Raw genomic sequence first — 15,854 nt, 5'->3', positions numbered from 1 at the left:
AATCATACTTAGGTTTGTTCGGAGCGATTGGCGCGGATTCCCAGCGAATCAGTCATTCTGATCAAAGCCGGCAGCGACCGGGCGCCCATCTTTCTCATCACGTGTCCGCGGTAGATTTTGACCGTAATCTCGGCGAGCCCCAGTTCGGCGGCGATCTGCTTGTTCATCAGGCCGGTGGCGACCAGTTTCATCACCGTCTGCTCGCGCGGGCTTAGGGTCTCAAACAGGGACTGCAGGTTCGCGACGGTCTGCTCGGCCTCACGTCTTTTGCGATCGCGCTCGGTCGCCGCGATCACGGCGTCCAGCAGTTCCTGATCGCGAAACGGTTTGGTCAGAAAATCGACCGCTCCACTCTTCATAGCCCTGACGCTCATGGGGATGTCGCCATGTCCGGTAATGAAAATGGTGGGAATACGAATGTTCAATCTGGCTAGCTCAGTCTGGAACTCTAGGCCGCTCAAGCCAGGCAGCCGGACGTCAAGAACCAGGCAGCTAACAACGTCCGGAAGTTTGCTCTGCAGCATTTCGCGGGCCGATCCGAATGCAACGACTTCCAGGCTGACGGATTGAAAGAGGTTCGTAAGCGAGCGACGCATCGAGGCGTCGTCTTCGACAACGAAGACAATCGCATTTGTCGACGCCTCGGACTTGCTGTCTTCGCGCGGGAAGTTGGGGCGCTCGATCACGTGACGACCTCCTTGTGCGACGGCAAGTCAAACCGAAAGCTCGCTCCCGGCGGCTGCTTGGGGACGATCGAAAGGCGCCCTCCGTGAGCTTCCACTATCGAACGGCAGATCGAAAGACCCATGCCAAGGCCATTCGATTTTGTTGTGAAAAAGGGGTCTAACACTCGCTCAGGGTCATTGTCGGCGATCCCGACGCCGCAATCAGTCACGGCAAGCTGCACGTGTCCGATATCGTCCCTAGATGAGTGGATCACCAGTTCGCGGGTCCGGTCCGTAACTGCGTCCATGGCTTCGATCCCGTTCATGACCAGATTGATGATCACCTGTTGCAGCTGAATCCGGTCACCGAGAATTGCTGGCAGCGCTGCCGCCAGTTCCGTTCTTAGCGTCACTCGGTGGCTGACCAGCTCACGTCTCACCAGCGCAATGACGTCCTTAACGACATCATTGATGTCGAGCGGCAGCATCTCGATCTCGCCTTTCTTCGCAAGCGCGCGAATACGACGGATCACCTCGCTTGCCCGGATTGCATCTTCGATTATCCACTCAACCGAAGAGCGCGCGGCGGAGAGATCGGGAGTTTCGCGCCCCATCCAACCAAGGCACGCGTCGCCGTTGTTGATAATAGCGGCGAGCGGCTGGTTGATTTCGTGGGCGATGGAGGTTGTCAGCTCCCCAAGTGTCGTCACGCGCGTCACATGGGCGAGTTCCGCCTGTGCCTTCCGCAGCTCTTGTTCAGCCTGGTCTGCGCGAATTATAGCGGTGATGTCGGTGCTGACGCCGCGGTAGCCAAGAAAATTGCCGTTTACATCAAAAAATGGCTTGCCACTCGTCCGGACGTAGATCGGACATCCGATCCGGTTGACGGTGCGATAGACCAGATCACGGAACGGCAGATGTGCGTCCAGCCTCGCACGATGTTGCCGCCATTTCTCGGGTTCGTCCTCGACGTCGCAAGCAATGTCCAGACCCACCAGTCCTTTGGCCAGGATCCCCGCAGCGCTGGTGTGCTCGGAAAAGTGGGTGACCTGATGATCTGGCCCGGTCTCCCAGAGCCAGTCGGAAGCCGTTTCGGCGTAGTCGCGAAAGCGCTGCTCGCTTTCGCGCAGCGCAGCAAGTGCGTTTTCAAGGCGTTCCCTGGCTGCGTACTGCTCAGTGACATCCATATGTGTTCCGATGAGCTCGCTGACATTGCCTTCGCTGCCAACCGCGACATGGGCCACAGAATGTATGTGCCTCATCGAGCCATCTGGGAGAAGGATTCGAAAATCATATTCGAAACGGCCTTCCTTGTCGTCTCTAGCCAGTCGCTGCACTTCTTGAAGCCGCGGCAGGTCGTCTGGATGGATGCGCGATCGAATGGTCTCTATCGACACGGTCTCTTGCGGATCAAAGCCAAACAGACGATCGACCTCGGCGGAGCGATATATAAAATCGAGACGGTGGGCATCCCAGCACCAACTGCCCGTGTGACTGAGATGCTGGGCTTCGGCCAGATAGGCCTCGCTGCGGCGCAGCTGCTGTTCTGCTTGCCGTGCTGCCGTGACATCCGTCGCTGCTCCGACAAACTCGATGTCACCAGTGGCGGTTGTCGTGGCTCGCGCCCGCGCGTGGACGTGCTTCACCGAGCCATCCGGCAGCAGCAGCCGGTATTCATGCTCGAAATCCTTTGGATCTCGCCTCGCTCGATCGATGACCTCTTGAACCGAAGCCCTATCCTCTGGATGAGTGCGCTCGACGACCAGGTGCGGCGCCGGAACCGTCTGCGGGTCTAGCCGGAAAATTCGAAAGGTCTCCTTCGACCAAAAGGCCTCGCCGGTGGCGACGTTCCAGCTGAAGCTGCCTGTTTGGCTCAGCTCCTGCGCCTGGGCCAAATGTGCTTCGCTGCGCTGCAGGGCAAATTCGGTCCGCTTTCGCTCCGTGATATCTTCGCACGCTATGAGGACAACGGGCCGGTCGTCGGCCCAGAGCATGGCTTTGGCGTTTTCGCGTACCCACAGTACCGAGCCGTCTTTCCTGACTTTCTGGGCCTCCCAGGTTTGCGATCGACCGATATTATCAAGACACGTCCGAATACATTTGCGAGCGAACTCGCGATCCTCCTCCAGAAAGACTCCCAGGACGGATTGACCGATCAGTTCGGAACGCGCATAGCCGAGTTCTGTCGCGCCGAACGTATTGACGTTGAGGACAGTACCGGCTTCATCGGCCATGACGTACATGGCCGGATTGTGCTCAAAGATTGCGCGCCACTGCTTTTCGCGATCCTTCAAATCGGCCGCGCTGCGCCGGAGCTCAGCGGCAGCTTCACGCGCAACCTCTCTCTCCCGCCGGACTTTTCCGATGAGGTGCGTTCCGACAATCGAGACAGTAAAGAATGCGACAACCACTGGAAAGACTTGAGGGTCGTCGATCCTCAGACTGAATGCCGGCGAAGTAAAGTAGTACGACAAAGCAGCCATGGCTAAGACGGAAAGCGCGTACGATGCGATAAAGCTGCCAATCAACGAAAACAGCAATATCACCAGCAAATAGGCGAACGCCGTCGCAGCAAAATGCGTATCAAGGTACAGGGAAGCTAGCGTCATCCCCGCCAGCGTTATGCTGCCGAAAGCAAGCTGCGTGGCCGAACGTTTGAAATTGCTGAACTGGTTATACATTTTTGGACCGTCCGGCCTTTCTCCAGCGGAGAACTATAACATCTTAGGCAAAAATGAGGCAATCCTTCGGCCCAAGACATGCTCGCGGGGTGGTTCGGAGATCGATTGCTTGCAGGGACTCAGCACGCGGCGAAGAAAGACGCATTACAAACGTAGGTATAGTTGTCCTAAACCTTTCGATATGACGCGCTGACGTGCGTACAATCGCGCATGAGACGTCTGTTTTCCTTCGCTGCCTATTACTCTGGCGGCGCCTGAGGCTGAAGGCAGCCGGCCGAGCACAGACAGCTGCGTGGCGGCCAGGCACATCCTACGCGGCAGAAAACGGCTACATCGCGTCAGCTTGGAAGCTGAGGCTGAAACAATAAGGCACGCGCTGCCGAATCTGCAAAGAGCAGCGACAAAGCTGTGGAGGGCGTGACATTAGCTCTGTGAGCTTCATCTCGGCTTGGCGAAGGTGCCAATCTCCGTCGCGGTCCGATGCCCGACATGCACCGGAACAAAGGGATGAATCGAGTTGCGCCAGTGAGATCGCCACCACATGGGCGGGCGACGTTTGCGGTGGTCGCGCACCAGCCGTTTCATGCGCAGCCCAGCTACCTTGGCCGCCAGGGCGGGTGCGTTCTGTCCTAACGTAGTGTCTGACTTGGCCAACCTTGTGCCGGCATTTGGACAGCCAGGAGCTTTCACCTCGAAAGGTGACCTGCAGATGACTGCCGAAAACAATTTCGTTTACGCCCGTGTGAGCGGATCTTTTCAGAGGCCGTTGCCGGGGTGCGGCCTTGATCCAGCGGAGCGGTCCGAAGACCTGGTGAAAAACGCTCCGTTCGCATTCCAACTCGGCTCTACCGACTTGAACAGCGAAGAAGCGTGAATTGGTTACGGTCGAGTTCGACGCTTCTTGTCATCATGCGTAAAATCCGAAGCCTGCCTCCTTCTTCCGTTGGCGGTGCTGCTGGAATCGGTGGGCTGGTTGAGGCGGGCGTGCAGCGTCGCGTGCTGGAGCTCGCCTTCCCACCAGGACACGAACACCGCGGCGATGCCATTGCCGGTGATGTTCGTAAGAGCTCGCACCTCGCTCATGAACTTGTCGATCGAGAACACGATTGCCATCCCCGGCACGAGCGCTGGGTTGACCACCGACAATGTCGCGGCGAGCGTGATGAAGCCTGCGCCGGTGACGCCGCTCGCTCCCTTCGAGGTCAGCATCGCCACGAGCAAGATCGTGAGCTGCTCGCCAAACGTGAGATCGACCCCGAGTGCCTGGGCAATGAACAGTGTCGCAAGCGTCATATAGATGTTGGTGCCGTCTAGGTTGAAAGAGTAGCCGGTTGGCACCACGAGGCCGACCACGGGCTTGGAGCAGCCAAGCCGCTCGAGCTTCTCCATCAACTGCGGCAGCGCGCTTTCCGAGGACGAGGTGCCGAGCACGATCAGGACCTCGTCCTTGATATAGGCGATGAACTTGAAGATCGAGAAACCGACGATGCGCGCGATCAGACCGAGCACGACTACCACAAATATCGCCGCCGTCGCATAGAACAGCGCGATCAGACCGATCAGATTCCCGAGCGCCGCCGGCCCGAACTTGCCGATCGTGAAGGCCATCGCGCCGAACGCACCGATCGGGGCCGCTTTCATGATGATGGCGATCACGCCGAATACGGCGTGCGCGAGGTCATCAATTATGCCGCGCAACCGTTCTCCACGCTCTCCCAGCGCCATCAGCGAGAAGCCGAACAGGATCGCGAACAGGAGCACCTGCAGAACGTCGCCGCGAGCCAAGGCGCCGACCACCGTATCGGGAATGATATTGAGAAAGAAATCGACGGTCTTCGAGGCTTCCGCCTGCTTGACGTAATTGGCGACCGCCGCAGCGTCGGGTTTGACCGCAAGGCCACGGCCGATTTGGACGAGATTGCCCATAACAAGCCCCAACGCCAAGGCGAAGCTGGAGACGATCTCGAAATAAACCAGCGCCTTGACGCCGACACGTCCGACCTTTCTTGCATCTTGAATATGCGCGATGCCGGATGCGACGGTGCAGAAGATGATCGGCGCGATCACCATCTTGATCAGCTTGATGAACCCGTCACCGAGGGCCTTGACCCAGTCGTTGGTCGCGACCGATGGCCACGACCACCCAAGGATGGCGCCAATTACGATTGCGATCAATACCTGGACGTAGAGAATTTTATACCAAGTCTGCGACGCGCGCGCGGGCGCCGTTGTTGCCATGGTGGTCATGACGCTTCCTTCCCGAATGCACTCGAATACGAGCCGCTTCTTCATTGAGAGGCGACGTCATCATACGAGGCTGTCATTTTCGCCGTGGCCGATTGAGGACGGTTCCGAGAGCCGGGCGTCATTGCAAAAGGCGGACGTTCAGTTATTATCGTTTTTCGTCAAGCAAGATATGCGCCACACGTCAACATGCGGCCGATAAGATGGCCCTGTTGACTGAATTGTCGCGCAGCCCGCTCGTGATCCGGCAGGTCGACCGCGCGTCCGCGTTGCCATTCGCCTCGCCAAGCGGCTTTGTGATGACCCAATCCACTCTGCTGGGTGAGCGCCGCACGCTCTTGATTGCGCAAGATCAACACCGCGTCGTGATCGACGCAATCGAAAACCTCGAAGGCGCGCGGACCGAAGCGCTCATGCGCGAGCACGTGCAAGTGGCCGCGCGCAATTTGCGCATGGTGCTCAAGAACACGACGCATTTGATCTGCTGTCAGGACTGGCGCTCATCAGGATGGCAGGCGATTAAAGGAAATCTGCATGCGTTTCATTGAAAGCTGGGCACCCCGCAACCGTCGTCGCGACGCGCGATCTGACGCCTTCGATCCGCGAGCTCCTGATCAAACCGGAAAAGTTTGATGTCGCAGCCTATCCGGTCGGCAAGGCGGCATCGGCATTACGCCACCGGTTGGACCAGCCCAGGCGCTCGCCCGCCGCAATGCCGGTTTCATCCTGCATTATGCTGTGCCTTCCCGCGAGCAAGCCGTCTATTTGGATGTTCTCGCCCCCTTGCTGAACGAGTGGCTTAGTGTCGATGCAGGTAATGAAGGGCGCCGCCTCGATTTCGATAACTTGTTCGCCTCGCTGCCGACTGAAAGCTTCCGGGCGCGCCTTGTAGATTGGGCTGTCGGGATCGAGATTCCGCGCGATCGTTCGTTGCTAGAAGTACTCGGCGAGGCCGGTTACGAGGTGATCGCAGATTGCCGGCGCGGCGCGTGCGGCGTTTGCGCGATCGAGCTCGTCAACGTCGACGGCGAGGTTGACCACCGTGACGTCTTCAACGAGCAACAAAAGCGCGCAAACGAAAAGGATCTGTGCCTGTGTCTCTCGCGCCCGCGGCACTATCACAATCGATATCCTGTTCCGACCGGACGCGTTATAAGGTGTTGTTTTTCGGCAGCAGGTTCCGACCCAGCGCCCGGCAGAATCACGCATGTCCCAAGGTTGCGCCCCGCAAACAATGTGCGCATGATCGCCGGATGAAGGCGGTCGGTGCTTGGATGTCTTTCTCCAAACGATAGTCCGGCAACACTTGAATTTCGGAACTTTCGTAGCCGCGTCCATTCTCGCAAATGGGACTGCGGCGGGTGGTGGCGCTCATATCCGCTTGCAGGATTCTCAATGCGCAGCCAATTCTTCGAAGCATAATGGACGTAAGGATTACATCGCGTGATCATGGAGCGCGGGAAAACCCAACAAGAGTTCCTGGGGGCCGTCAAATCCTGCCGCTGCATCGAGCCGTCGCTGTCTGCTCGGGAACAAAGGTGCCGGAAAACTGACAGAACGTCAGGTCCGCTCCACAGCGACGTCGGCATCTCCGCGCATTTTTCTCACGTTGGAGCATAGGGCGCACCACATTTCGCAAACGGCACGGGCATTGCTGGGTGACGTGCACGGAGCTGCCGGTGAGACCGGTCGAAGCGGCCCTGTCACTGGAGTTTTCGATGAGGCTTGCGATGCTGCTCTTGCTCGCAGAAACGACGCGCGTCAATGTAGCGGCCGCCACTAAGTTCCGCTCGACTAAAAGGCGACGCGCGCCACATCGCCTCGGCGAGCCGGACATGCAGGCGATCACTGTATCGGTATGGCGACGTGCTCTCACTGCCGGGCTGACGGACATGGATGCCGTTTCGGCAGAGATTTGGCAATCCGGTGCGCTCACGATAGAGCTCGCCAGCCTGACGACCATGATCCTCCTGGTGATTGGCGCGCCGCTCGCGTGGTGGCTAGAGCGCTTTCCACTTGATATGGGTCACTACACGTATCCGGCATGTCGAAGGTAGTTCGCGCACTGCTCGGGCGCAAATGTCTTGATGAGCTTGCCGATCAGCTTCATCAGCGTTGCCCCGGTGCGAGCGGCACCCTTGCGCCGCGCCGCCTTCAGCTTCGAGAATGCCATTTCGATCGGATTGAAGTCCGGCGAGTAGGCCGGCAAATGGCGCACCTTGGCGCCGACCGCTTCGACCGCCTGGCGAACGCCGTCGATCTTGTGGGTGCGCAGGTCATCCATGAAGACAATATCGCCTTTGCGCAGCGTCGGCGCGAGGATCTGCTCAACATAAGCGAGGAACGATGGCCCATCCATCGCGCCGTCAATGACATAAGGCGCCGTCAGGCCATTGATGCGCAACGCGGCAACGAGCGTCAGCGTCTTCCAGTGGCCGTGCGGCACGCTCGCAACGAGACGCTCGCCACGCGGTGAGCGGCCGCGATGCCGGACCATCTTGGTCGTAACCGCCGTCTCGTCGATAAAGACGAGGCGCGGTCGGCGAGCAGGTCACTCGACCCGCTCGGCACCCGTGTGTTTGAAATCCTGCGTAGCTTGTCAAATATCGCTGAATTCCTGCGCCAGTCTGGCGACTGTGTCGCAATATCGTTGCGCTCTTCCGACTAGAAAGGCGCTTCAGGCAGGGAGTTTTCAAATGAAGGTCGGAGTTCCCAAGGAAATCAAGGCGCACGAATATCGCGTGGGCCTGACTCCTGGAGCCGTCCGCGAATACGTGGCAGCGGGCCACCGCGTGACGATCGAGACCAATGCCGGCGCCGGCATTGGTGCAACCGATGACGACTATCGCAACGCCGGCGCAGCGATTTTAACTTCCGCACTTGAGGTGTTTGCATCGAGCGAGATGATCGTAAAGGTTAAGGAGCCTCAGCCGTCCGAATGGAGCCAGCTGCGGGAGAATCAGATCCTCTTCACTTATCTGCATCTAGCCCCCGACCCTGAGCAGGCGAAGGGCCTCCTAAAATCTGGATGCACCGCGATCGCCTATGAGACCGTAACTGATGCGCATGGTGGTCTTCCACTGCTGGCGCCGATGAGCGAGGTCGCGGGTAGGCTTGCGATCGAAGCGGCGGGTAGCGCCCTGAAGCGGAGTGCAGGCGGACGAGGGCTGTTGATCGGTGGGGTGCCCGGCGTTCAGCCGGCCCGGATCGTGGTGATCGGAGGCGGCGTCGTTGGTACGCACGCGGCGCGCATGGCGGTCGGTCTGGGCGCAGAGGTGACCATCATCGACCGTTCGATACCCCGGCTCCGCGAGTTGGACGAGCTATTCGAAGGACGCGTTCGCACCAGGTTTTCGGCCATCGATGCCGTAGAGGAAGAGGTATTTGCGGCGGATGTGGTGATTGGTGCGGTGCTCGTTCCAGGTGCGAGCGCGCCAAAGCTGGTCCGTCGGAACATGCTGAGCTCGATGCGTAAGAGGGCGGTACTCGTGGATGTCGCCATCGATCAGGGCGGCTGTTTTGAGACGTCGCACCCAACCACTCACGCTGATCCAACTTACGAAGTGGATGGCGTCATTCATTATTGCGTGGCTAATATGCCCGGCGCCGTGCCGCTGACCTCGAGCCAAGCATTGAACAACGCTACGCTGCCGTTTGGTTTGGCTTTGGCTAACAAGGGTTTTTCCGCCGTGCTCGAAAATCCGCATCTGCGCGCGGGCCTCAACGTCCATCGGGGCCGGCTAACGTACAAGGCCGTGGCCGAGAGCCTCGGGCTCCCTTTCTCACCGATCGAGCAGGTTGCAGCCTGATCCCAGAGGTCCCTACGGGACGTTTCCTCCCTGACTTGGGCCACCCTGCGGGGTGGCCTTTTTCGGCTCTATTGATCTGCTGCGCACCACTTGCATTTGTTTGGAGCGCGAAGGGAAGCCGGGGATCAGCAGGCGGTCCACGGTTGGCGTTCAGCCGTCCTCGCGATGCGGGACAATGTACTTTTGCCCCATACAGGGCCTATAAATGCCGGTTAGCCGGCAATCCGCGGCGATTGAAAATTGCGTGCGGCCGCTCCCCCAGGGGCCCGCGATCACCGGAGCAGCTTTATCTGGCGCGATCGCCGCGACCTTTTCTGGCTGCGCTGTGGAGACGCGGACCGGACCAGCGACGACCGCGCCGGTTGGTCATCTGGTGCTGTCGCTGAATCCGCCGCTGTCCCGGTGAGTAGAACCGATAAGATGCGGTCGACCTGACGCAGCGGCAGAGCCCTTGCGAAGTGGCGAGGCCCATCGATCGTCGCCGCGCCACAGCGGCCATGGGAAGGATCGTAGATCGGTTCCTGCGGCTGGCGAACGCGATTCACCTGGCTGACCGCCGTGAGATCGACGATGCCCAAACTACGGCATCGAGATCAAGCCGCTGTAATGCCAATTGTAGGATTTGCGACACCGTGTCGAGGCGGCGACTTGCGTTATCGGCAATAGCCAAGACAAATCAAGCGTAAACTGTCTGGCACAAGACTTGAAAGCAACAAATTGTCCCGCACCTTTTGCTTATGGAATCGCAGTGATGGCCTACAAGATAATCGCATCCCAGTGCACCGTCTGCGGTGCGTGTGAGTTCGAATGTCCTAACGCCGCGATCAACCTGAAGAACGACATATATGTGATTAATCCGACCCAGTGCACCCAATGTGAGGGGCATTTTGATGCGCCGCAATGCGCCGTCGTTTGCCCGGTGCCCGATACGTGCGTGCCGGCATAGGTAGGTAGCCGAAGTGGAATTCTGGCGCGAAACATGATGAAGACCCTATCGGCGGCTGCCGCCTTTTGGATCCGTCTCCTGGTTCTCTCACTCGCTGGTCCCGAGTTGGCCGCGACTTGCACGATCCGCTCGGAGAGGGCTCGGCGAAATCATCGCCGGCGGGAGTTGTTCTTGCGCGAACGGAGCGGGCAGTGGTAGCTGTACAAGAGACGGTCGAGCGCGTCCGGCGCATCGACGTCGACCAGTATCGTTATGGATTTGAGACGCTGATTGAGTCCGACAAGGCCCCGAAGGGCCTGTCGGAAGACACCGTCCGCTTCATCTCCGCAAAGAAGAACGAGCCGGCCTGGATGCTGGAATGGCGTCTGGAGGCGTATCGCCGCTGGCTGACCATGACCGAGCCGACCTGGGCGCGCGTCGACTATCCGAAGATCGATTATCAGGATCTTTATTATTACTCGGCGCCGAAGCCGAAGAAGACGCTGTCCTCGATCGACGAGATCGATCCGGAAATCCTCAAGACCTACGAGAAGCTCGGCATCCCGCTCCGCGAGGTCGCCATTCTCGAGGGCGTCGAGCCGCCGCCGGGCGGACCGCCGTCGGCCAATCGCAAGATCGCGGTCGATGCCGTGTTCGATTCGGTGTCGGTCGCGACCACCTTCCAGAAGGAGCTGAAGGCGGCCGGCGTGATCTTCATGCCGATCTCGGAGGCGATCCGCGAGCATCCCGAACTGGTGCAGAAATATCTCGGCACCGTGGTGCCGACCTCGGATAATTACTTTGCGACGCTGAACTCGGCGGTGTTCTCAGACGGCTCGTTCGTCTACGTGCCGCCGGGCGTGCGCTGCCCGATGGAGCTGTCGACCTATTTCCGCATCAACGAGCGCAACACCGGCCAGTTCGAGCGCACGTTGATCATCGCCGACAAGGGCTCCTACGTCTCCTATCTCGAAGGCTGCACCGCGCCGCAGCGCGACGAGAACCAGCTGCACGCCGCCGTGGTCGAGCTCGTCACGCTCGATGACGCCGAGATCAAGTATTCGACGGTTCAGAACTGGTACCCCGGCAATTCCGAGGGCAAGGGCGGCATCTACAATTTCGTCACCAAGCGTGGTGACTGCCGCGGCCGGAATTCCAAGATCTCCTGGACCCAGGTCGAGACCGGTTCGGCGATCACCTGGAAGTACCCGAGCTGCATCCTGCGCGGCGACAATTCGAGCGGCGAGTTCTACTCGATCGCGATCTCGAACGGCTTCCAGCAGGTCGATAGCGGCACCAAGATGATCCACCTCGGCAAGAACACGTCGAGCCGGATCATCTCCAAGGGCATCGCCGCCGGCAAGTCGCAGAACACCTATCGCGGCCTCGTCAGCGCGCACCGCAAAGCCACCGGCGCGCGCAACTACACCGCCTGCGACTCGCTCCTGATCGGCGACAAATGCGGCGCGCACACCGTGCCCTATGTCGAGGCCAAGAATTCCTCGGCAACGTTCGAGCATGAGGCGACGACGTCGAAGATTTCCGAGGACGTGCTGTTCTACTGCATCCAGCGCGGGCTCTCGCAGGAAGAAGCCGTCGGCCTCGTCGTCAACGGCTTCGTGAAGGACGTGCTGCAGCAACTGCCAATGGAGTTCGCGGTGGAAGCGCAGAAGCTGATCTCGATCAGCCTTGAAGGTTCGGTTGGCTAATCCATCCCGCTGAAGGGCGCGGCCGCCGCGCGCTTTCCGGATGATGCTCAGGAAGAATGAGATGTCTCTGCTTGAAGTGAAAGATCTGAAGGTCCGTGTCGAGGAGCGTGAGATTCTCCACTGGCTCTCGCTCACGGTGAACCCGGGCGAGGTGCACGCGATCATGGGGCCGAACGGCTCCGGCAAGTCGACGCTGAGCCACGTCATCGCCGGCAAGCCGGGTTACGAAGTCACCGACGGGCAAATCCTGTTCCGGGGCGAGGACCTGCTGGAGATGGAGCCGAACGAGCGCGCGGCCAAGGGCGTGTTCCTGGCGTTCCAGTATCCGGTCGAGATTCCCGGCGTGACCACCTGGAACTTCCTGCATGCCGCGCTGAACGCCCAGCGCAAGGCGCGCGGCGAGGAGGAGATGTCCTCGCCGGCCTTCCTGAAGAAGGTCCGCGATGTCGCCAAGTCCTTGAACGTCCCGCAGGACATGCTGAAGCGCGGCGTCAATGTCGGCTTCTCCGGCGGCGAGAAGAAGCGCAACGAGATTTTGCAGATGGCGCTGTTCGAGCCGGCAGTCTGCATCCTCGACGAAATGGATTCCGGCCTCGACATCGACGCGCTGCGGATTGCGGCGGACGGCGTCAACGCGCTGCGCTCGCCGGAGCGCGCGATGGTCGTGATCACCCACTATCGGCGGCTGCTCGACTACATAATACCGGACGTTGTGCACGTGATGGCGAAAGGGCGGGTCAGGAAGAGTGGCGGTAAAGAACTGGCCATGGAGCTCGAGGCCACCGGTTACGCCAAATTCGAGGACGCCGCCTGACGGCTCTAGTATTTCATGATGAAGCAAGTTTTGGCCAAAAGCGACGCCGGACGCGCAATGGGAAATGTCTTCGCTGCAGCGCTTGGAAGGCTGCCAGGCGTGGGCGCTGTCCCCGATATCCGTGCGAGGGCATTCGAGGCCTACGAGCGTGCCGGCCTCCCGCATCGGCACATGGAGGCATGGAAATACACCGATCTACGCGCCCTGATCGGCAAGGTGCTGCCACTCGCTCCAGGACCGGATGCAGCTGCGCTGGTGCGCGCGAAGGCCTCAGCCAGGCAAGCGGCGTTGGACCAGGCAGTCAAGCTGGTTTTGGTGGATGGCATATTCGCACCTGAGCTATCCGATCTCGGCAGGCTGGAAAATGGGGTCGATGTCGTGTCGTTACGAGACGTTCTGGAGAATTCGGCCAACAGCGCGACGGCCCGTCTGGTGCTATCGACGACGACTGATGCGGTGGTCTCGCTCAATGCCGCAATGGCGACCGATGGCCTGGTGATTGCAATCGCCGAGGGCAATTCGGTGAAGCGCCCGATTCACATCGTTCATGTCGCGACCGGATTGTCGGTATCCAACTTCACGCGTTCCTATCTGCAACTCGGTAAGGGCGCGCATGCGGCCTTTGTGGAAAGCTTCGTCTCGGCTGAGCGCGCGAGCGGCTATCAGACCAACGATGCGACGATCGTCCTGGTTGGTGACGAGGCGAGCCTTTCGCATATCCGAGTGGCAGCCGATGCTGCTGACGCCATGAACATCTCGTCGGGGATCATCGCGGTCGGCTCCAGGGCGAAGCTCAATCTTTTCACCATGACCTGTGGTGGCTCCATTAGCCGCTATCAGGGATTCGTCACGCTGGCAGGCGAGGGATCCAAGCTCTCAGCGAACGGCGTCAATCTCATCAGCCACAAGCAGCACGCCGACACAACAATCGTAGTCGACCACGCTGTGCCACATTGCACCAGTCGGCAGAAGTTCCGCGCGATCGTTGATGATCGCGGCCGCTCGGTGTTCCAGGGCCGAATCGTCGTTCGTCCCGGCGCACAGAAGACGGACGCCACGCTGACGACGCGAGCGCTGCTCCTCTCTGACCAGGCCGAGGCCGACCATAAGCCCGAACTTGAAATCTTGGCCGATAACGTGACCTGCGGCCACGGATCGACATCAGGTGCGCTGGACGGCACTCTCGTATTTTATCTGCGCGCTCGGGGTCTATCCGAGAAGGATGCGCAGATGTTGCTGATTAAAGCGTTCATTGGCGAGTCGATTGAAGATATTGCGGCCGAGAATCTGCGCGATTTTGTGACCGCGCAAGCTGAACACTGGCTGCAGGCGCGGCGATGAGCGCACATCCCGCGGTTAGCAATGGTAGTTACGAGGTCAACCGTCTGCGTACGGACTTTCCTGCGCTGGCCATGACGGTGTACGGCAAGCCGCTTGTTTACCTCGATAACGCTGCATCCGCGCAAAAGCCCAATGCGGTACTTGACCGTATGATGCAGGTATACTCCAGCGAATATGCCAACGTTCATCGCGGCTTGCACTACCTCGCTAACGCGGCGACCGAGGCGTATGAGGGCGCCCGTACGAGGGTGGCGCGGTTTGTGAACGCGCATTTGAACGAAGAGATCATCTTCACCCGCAGCGCCACCGAGGCAATTAATCTGGTCGCCCAGACTTTTGGCCGTGAACGCATCAGCCCGGGTGATGAGATCGTTCTGTCGATTATGGAACACCACTCCAACATTGTGCCATGGCATTTTCTCAGGGAGCGGCTCGGTGCAGTGATCAAATGGGCACCAGTGGATGATGACGGAAACTTCTTGCTCGACGAATTTGAGCGACTGCTGACCCAGCGCACCAAGATGGTTGCAATCACACAGATGTCGAACGTGCTCGGCACGGTCTTGCCGGTGAAAGACGCGGTGAGAATCGCACATGCTCGTGGTATCCCGGTGCTGGTCGACGGCTCGCAAGGATGCGTCCATCTGAGCGCCGACGTATGCGACATTGATTGTGATTTCTACGTCATGACCGGCCATAAACTCTATGGTCCGACCGGGATCGGCGTGCTCTACGGCAAGTCTGAGCATCTGGCATCGATGTCGCCCTTCAATGGCGGCGGCGAAATGATCCGCGAGGTCTCGTGTTCCGGCGTCATTTATTCCGATCCGCCGCACCGGTTCGAAGCGGGTACGCCGCCGATTGTTGAGGCGATCGGTTTGGGCGCGGCTGTGGATTACATCAATTCAATAGGCAAGGTGCAGATCCGCAAGCACGAGAGCGCACTGCTTGCTTACGCGCAGGAAAAGCTGGGGGACATCAACTCCGTGCGCATGATTGGGACTTCGGCCGAGAAAGGGCCGATCATCTCCTTTGATATGAAAGGTGCGCATGCGCATGATATTGCCACCGTCATCGATCGCGCCGGTATAGCGGTGCGGGCGGGAGCTCACTGTGCGATGCCGCTGCTCAAGCGCTTCGGCGTGCAGGCGACGTGCCGTGCGTCCCTCGGACTTTACAACACCCGCGAAGAGATTGATACGCTCGTGCGTGCACTTATCAAGGCGCGGCAGCTGTTCTCGTGATCGACGAGCCCGCCACGTCCAGGTGGGAGGGGGCTTGCATTGAGCTCTGGAGGAGGATGACGTCATGCACCTGAGCATCATCGTCATCGCAGAGGGTAAGCTCCTGTAGGTCTCGGCAAGCAGAGATCGTATTGCAAGTCTGTGTCGGCCAGCTGACCTTGCAGCCGGGTTTCCTTGTTGCGGCCGCCTTCAGCGAGCGCGATCGCAAAGTGCTGCGAACGCGGACACGCGCGGAGAATTGAGCGAGAAATTTTACACGCATCAGCCCTTGTTCCATTTCGAACAGGCCAAACCAAGAGTTCTCCGCGCAAAGCGCGATGTCGCATTCGCAACAACATCCATTGTCACAGCGCGAGACGCGCTAACCGGTTTTGATCGTTCTGTTTTTTGTGCTTACGAGCCGCTGGCATGCTGGTTGCAAA

11 protein-coding genes and 2 pseudogenes are annotated in these 15,854 nt (G+C 59.5%); 9 read left to right on the top strand and 4 right to left on the bottom strand.

Annotated features, from left to right (window positions below):
• Positions 1-8 precede the first annotated feature (8 nt).
• From ABIB78_RS34085 to ABIB78_RS34075, 3 genes are all read right to left on the bottom strand, one after another.
• Positions 9-686, bottom strand: a complete 678-nt coding sequence (locus ABIB78_RS34085; protein ID WP_429032826.1) for a response regulator transcription factor — start codon at positions 684-686, stop codon at positions 9-11.
• Entirely contained in the window at positions 683-3,346 is a 2,664-nt protein-coding gene (locus ABIB78_RS34080; RefSeq protein ID WP_429032823.1) for a PAS domain S-box protein, read from the bottom strand. Before ABIB78_RS34080 ends, ABIB78_RS34085 begins: the two co-directional genes overlap by 4 nt.
• An 879-nt stretch (positions 3,347-4,225) precedes the next feature.
• The gene (locus ABIB78_RS34075; protein ID WP_429032820.1) at positions 4,226-5,593 is read right to left on the bottom strand and encodes a dicarboxylate/amino acid:cation symporter; all 1,368 of its coding nucleotides are present in this window, start codon (positions 5,591-5,593) and stop codon (positions 4,226-4,228) included.
• A gap of 203 nt (positions 5,594-5,796) precedes the next feature.
• Between ABIB78_RS34075 and ABIB78_RS34070 the strand changes: the two are divergent.
• From ABIB78_RS34070 to ABIB78_RS34060, 3 genes and pseudogenes are all read left to right on the top strand, one after another.
• A pseudogene (locus ABIB78_RS34070) lies at positions 5,797-6,113 on the top strand (GntR family transcriptional regulator); the annotation flags it as partial.
• 215 nt (positions 6,114-6,328) lie between these two features.
• Positions 6,329-6,847, top strand: a complete 519-nt coding sequence (locus ABIB78_RS34065) for a 2Fe-2S iron-sulfur cluster-binding protein (RefSeq protein WP_429032818.1) — start codon at positions 6,329-6,331, stop codon at positions 6,845-6,847.
• Between the two features lie 422 nt (positions 6,848-7,269).
• On the top strand, positions 7,270-7,647 hold the full coding sequence (locus ABIB78_RS34060; protein WP_429032815.1) for a hypothetical protein: 378 nt from the start codon (positions 7,270-7,272) through the stop codon (positions 7,645-7,647).
• Here the strand turns inward: ABIB78_RS34060 and ABIB78_RS34055 are convergent.
• A pseudogene (locus ABIB78_RS34055) lies at positions 7,620-8,126 on the bottom strand (IS630 family transposase); the annotation flags it as partial. The gene ABIB78_RS34060 and the pseudogene ABIB78_RS34055 overlap by 28 nt on opposite strands.
• Before the next feature lie 160 nt (positions 8,127-8,286).
• Between ABIB78_RS34055 and ald the strand changes: the two are divergent.
• The 6 genes from ald (at position 8,287) to ABIB78_RS34025 (ending at position 15,432) form a co-directional block, all read left to right on the top strand.
• Positions 8,287-9,399: an alanine dehydrogenase gene (gene ald, locus ABIB78_RS34050; protein WP_429032812.1), complete on the top strand. Its 1,113-nt coding sequence runs from the start codon at positions 8,287-8,289 to the stop codon at positions 9,397-9,399.
• 751 nt (positions 9,400-10,150) lie between these two features.
• On the top strand, positions 10,151-10,345 hold the full coding sequence (locus tag ABIB78_RS34045; protein ID WP_091956552.1) for a 4Fe-4S binding protein: 195 nt from the start codon (positions 10,151-10,153) through the stop codon (positions 10,343-10,345).
• Positions 10,346-10,536: 191 nt separating this feature from the next.
• Positions 10,537-12,033, top strand: coding sequence for a Fe-S cluster assembly protein SufB (sufB, locus tag ABIB78_RS34040; RefSeq protein ID WP_429032809.1), 1,497 nt, complete (start codon positions 10,537-10,539; stop codon positions 12,031-12,033).
• A 61-nt stretch (positions 12,034-12,094) separates the two neighbouring features.
• On the top strand, positions 12,095-12,847 hold the full coding sequence (gene sufC, locus ABIB78_RS34035; RefSeq protein WP_429032807.1) for a Fe-S cluster assembly ATPase SufC: 753 nt from the start codon (positions 12,095-12,097) through the stop codon (positions 12,845-12,847).
• A gap of 18 nt (positions 12,848-12,865) precedes the next feature.
• The gene (gene sufD, locus ABIB78_RS34030; RefSeq protein WP_429032867.1) at positions 12,866-14,188 is read left to right on the top strand and encodes a Fe-S cluster assembly protein SufD; all 1,323 of its coding nucleotides are present in this window, start codon (positions 12,866-12,868) and stop codon (positions 14,186-14,188) included.
• Positions 14,185-15,432 (top strand): cysteine desulfurase, encoded by a 1,248-nt coding sequence (locus tag ABIB78_RS34025; RefSeq protein WP_429032806.1) that lies wholly within the window; start codon positions 14,185-14,187, stop codon positions 15,430-15,432. The genes sufD and ABIB78_RS34025 overlap by 4 nt, the downstream gene beginning before the upstream one ends.
• Positions 15,433-15,854: the final 422 nt, after the last annotated feature.

It is taken from the genome of Bradyrhizobium sp. I1.14.4 (genome assembly GCF_050435825.1).
In the GTDB taxonomy this organism is placed as follows: Bacteria; Pseudomonadota; Alphaproteobacteria; order Rhizobiales; family Xanthobacteraceae; genus Bradyrhizobium.
Note: the sequence above shows the minus strand (reverse complement) of the source record. Positions and strands in the feature narration are given on the sequence as shown.

Coding starts and splice junctions, on each gene's coding strand:
- ABIB78_RS34025 (WP_429032806.1), top strand. CDS start 14,185: ATGAGCGCACATCCCGCGGTTAGCAATGGTAGTTACGAGGTCAACCGT.
- ABIB78_RS34075 (WP_429032820.1), bottom strand. CDS start 5,593: ATGACCACCATGGCAACAACGGCGCCCGCGCGCGCGTCGCAGACTTGG.
- ABIB78_RS34080 (WP_429032823.1), bottom strand. CDS start 3,346: ATGTATAACCAGTTCAGCAATTTCAAACGTTCGGCCACGCAGCTTGCT.
- ABIB78_RS34045 (WP_091956552.1), top strand. CDS start 10,151: ATGGCCTACAAGATAATCGCATCCCAGTGCACCGTCTGCGGTGCGTGT.
- sufD (WP_429032867.1), top strand. CDS start 12,866: ATGAAGCAAGTTTTGGCCAAAAGCGACGCCGGACGCGCAATGGGAAAT.
- sufC (WP_429032807.1), top strand. CDS start 12,095: ATGTCTCTGCTTGAAGTGAAAGATCTGAAGGTCCGTGTCGAGGAGCGT.
- ald (WP_429032812.1), top strand. CDS start 8,287: ATGAAGGTCGGAGTTCCCAAGGAAATCAAGGCGCACGAATATCGCGTG.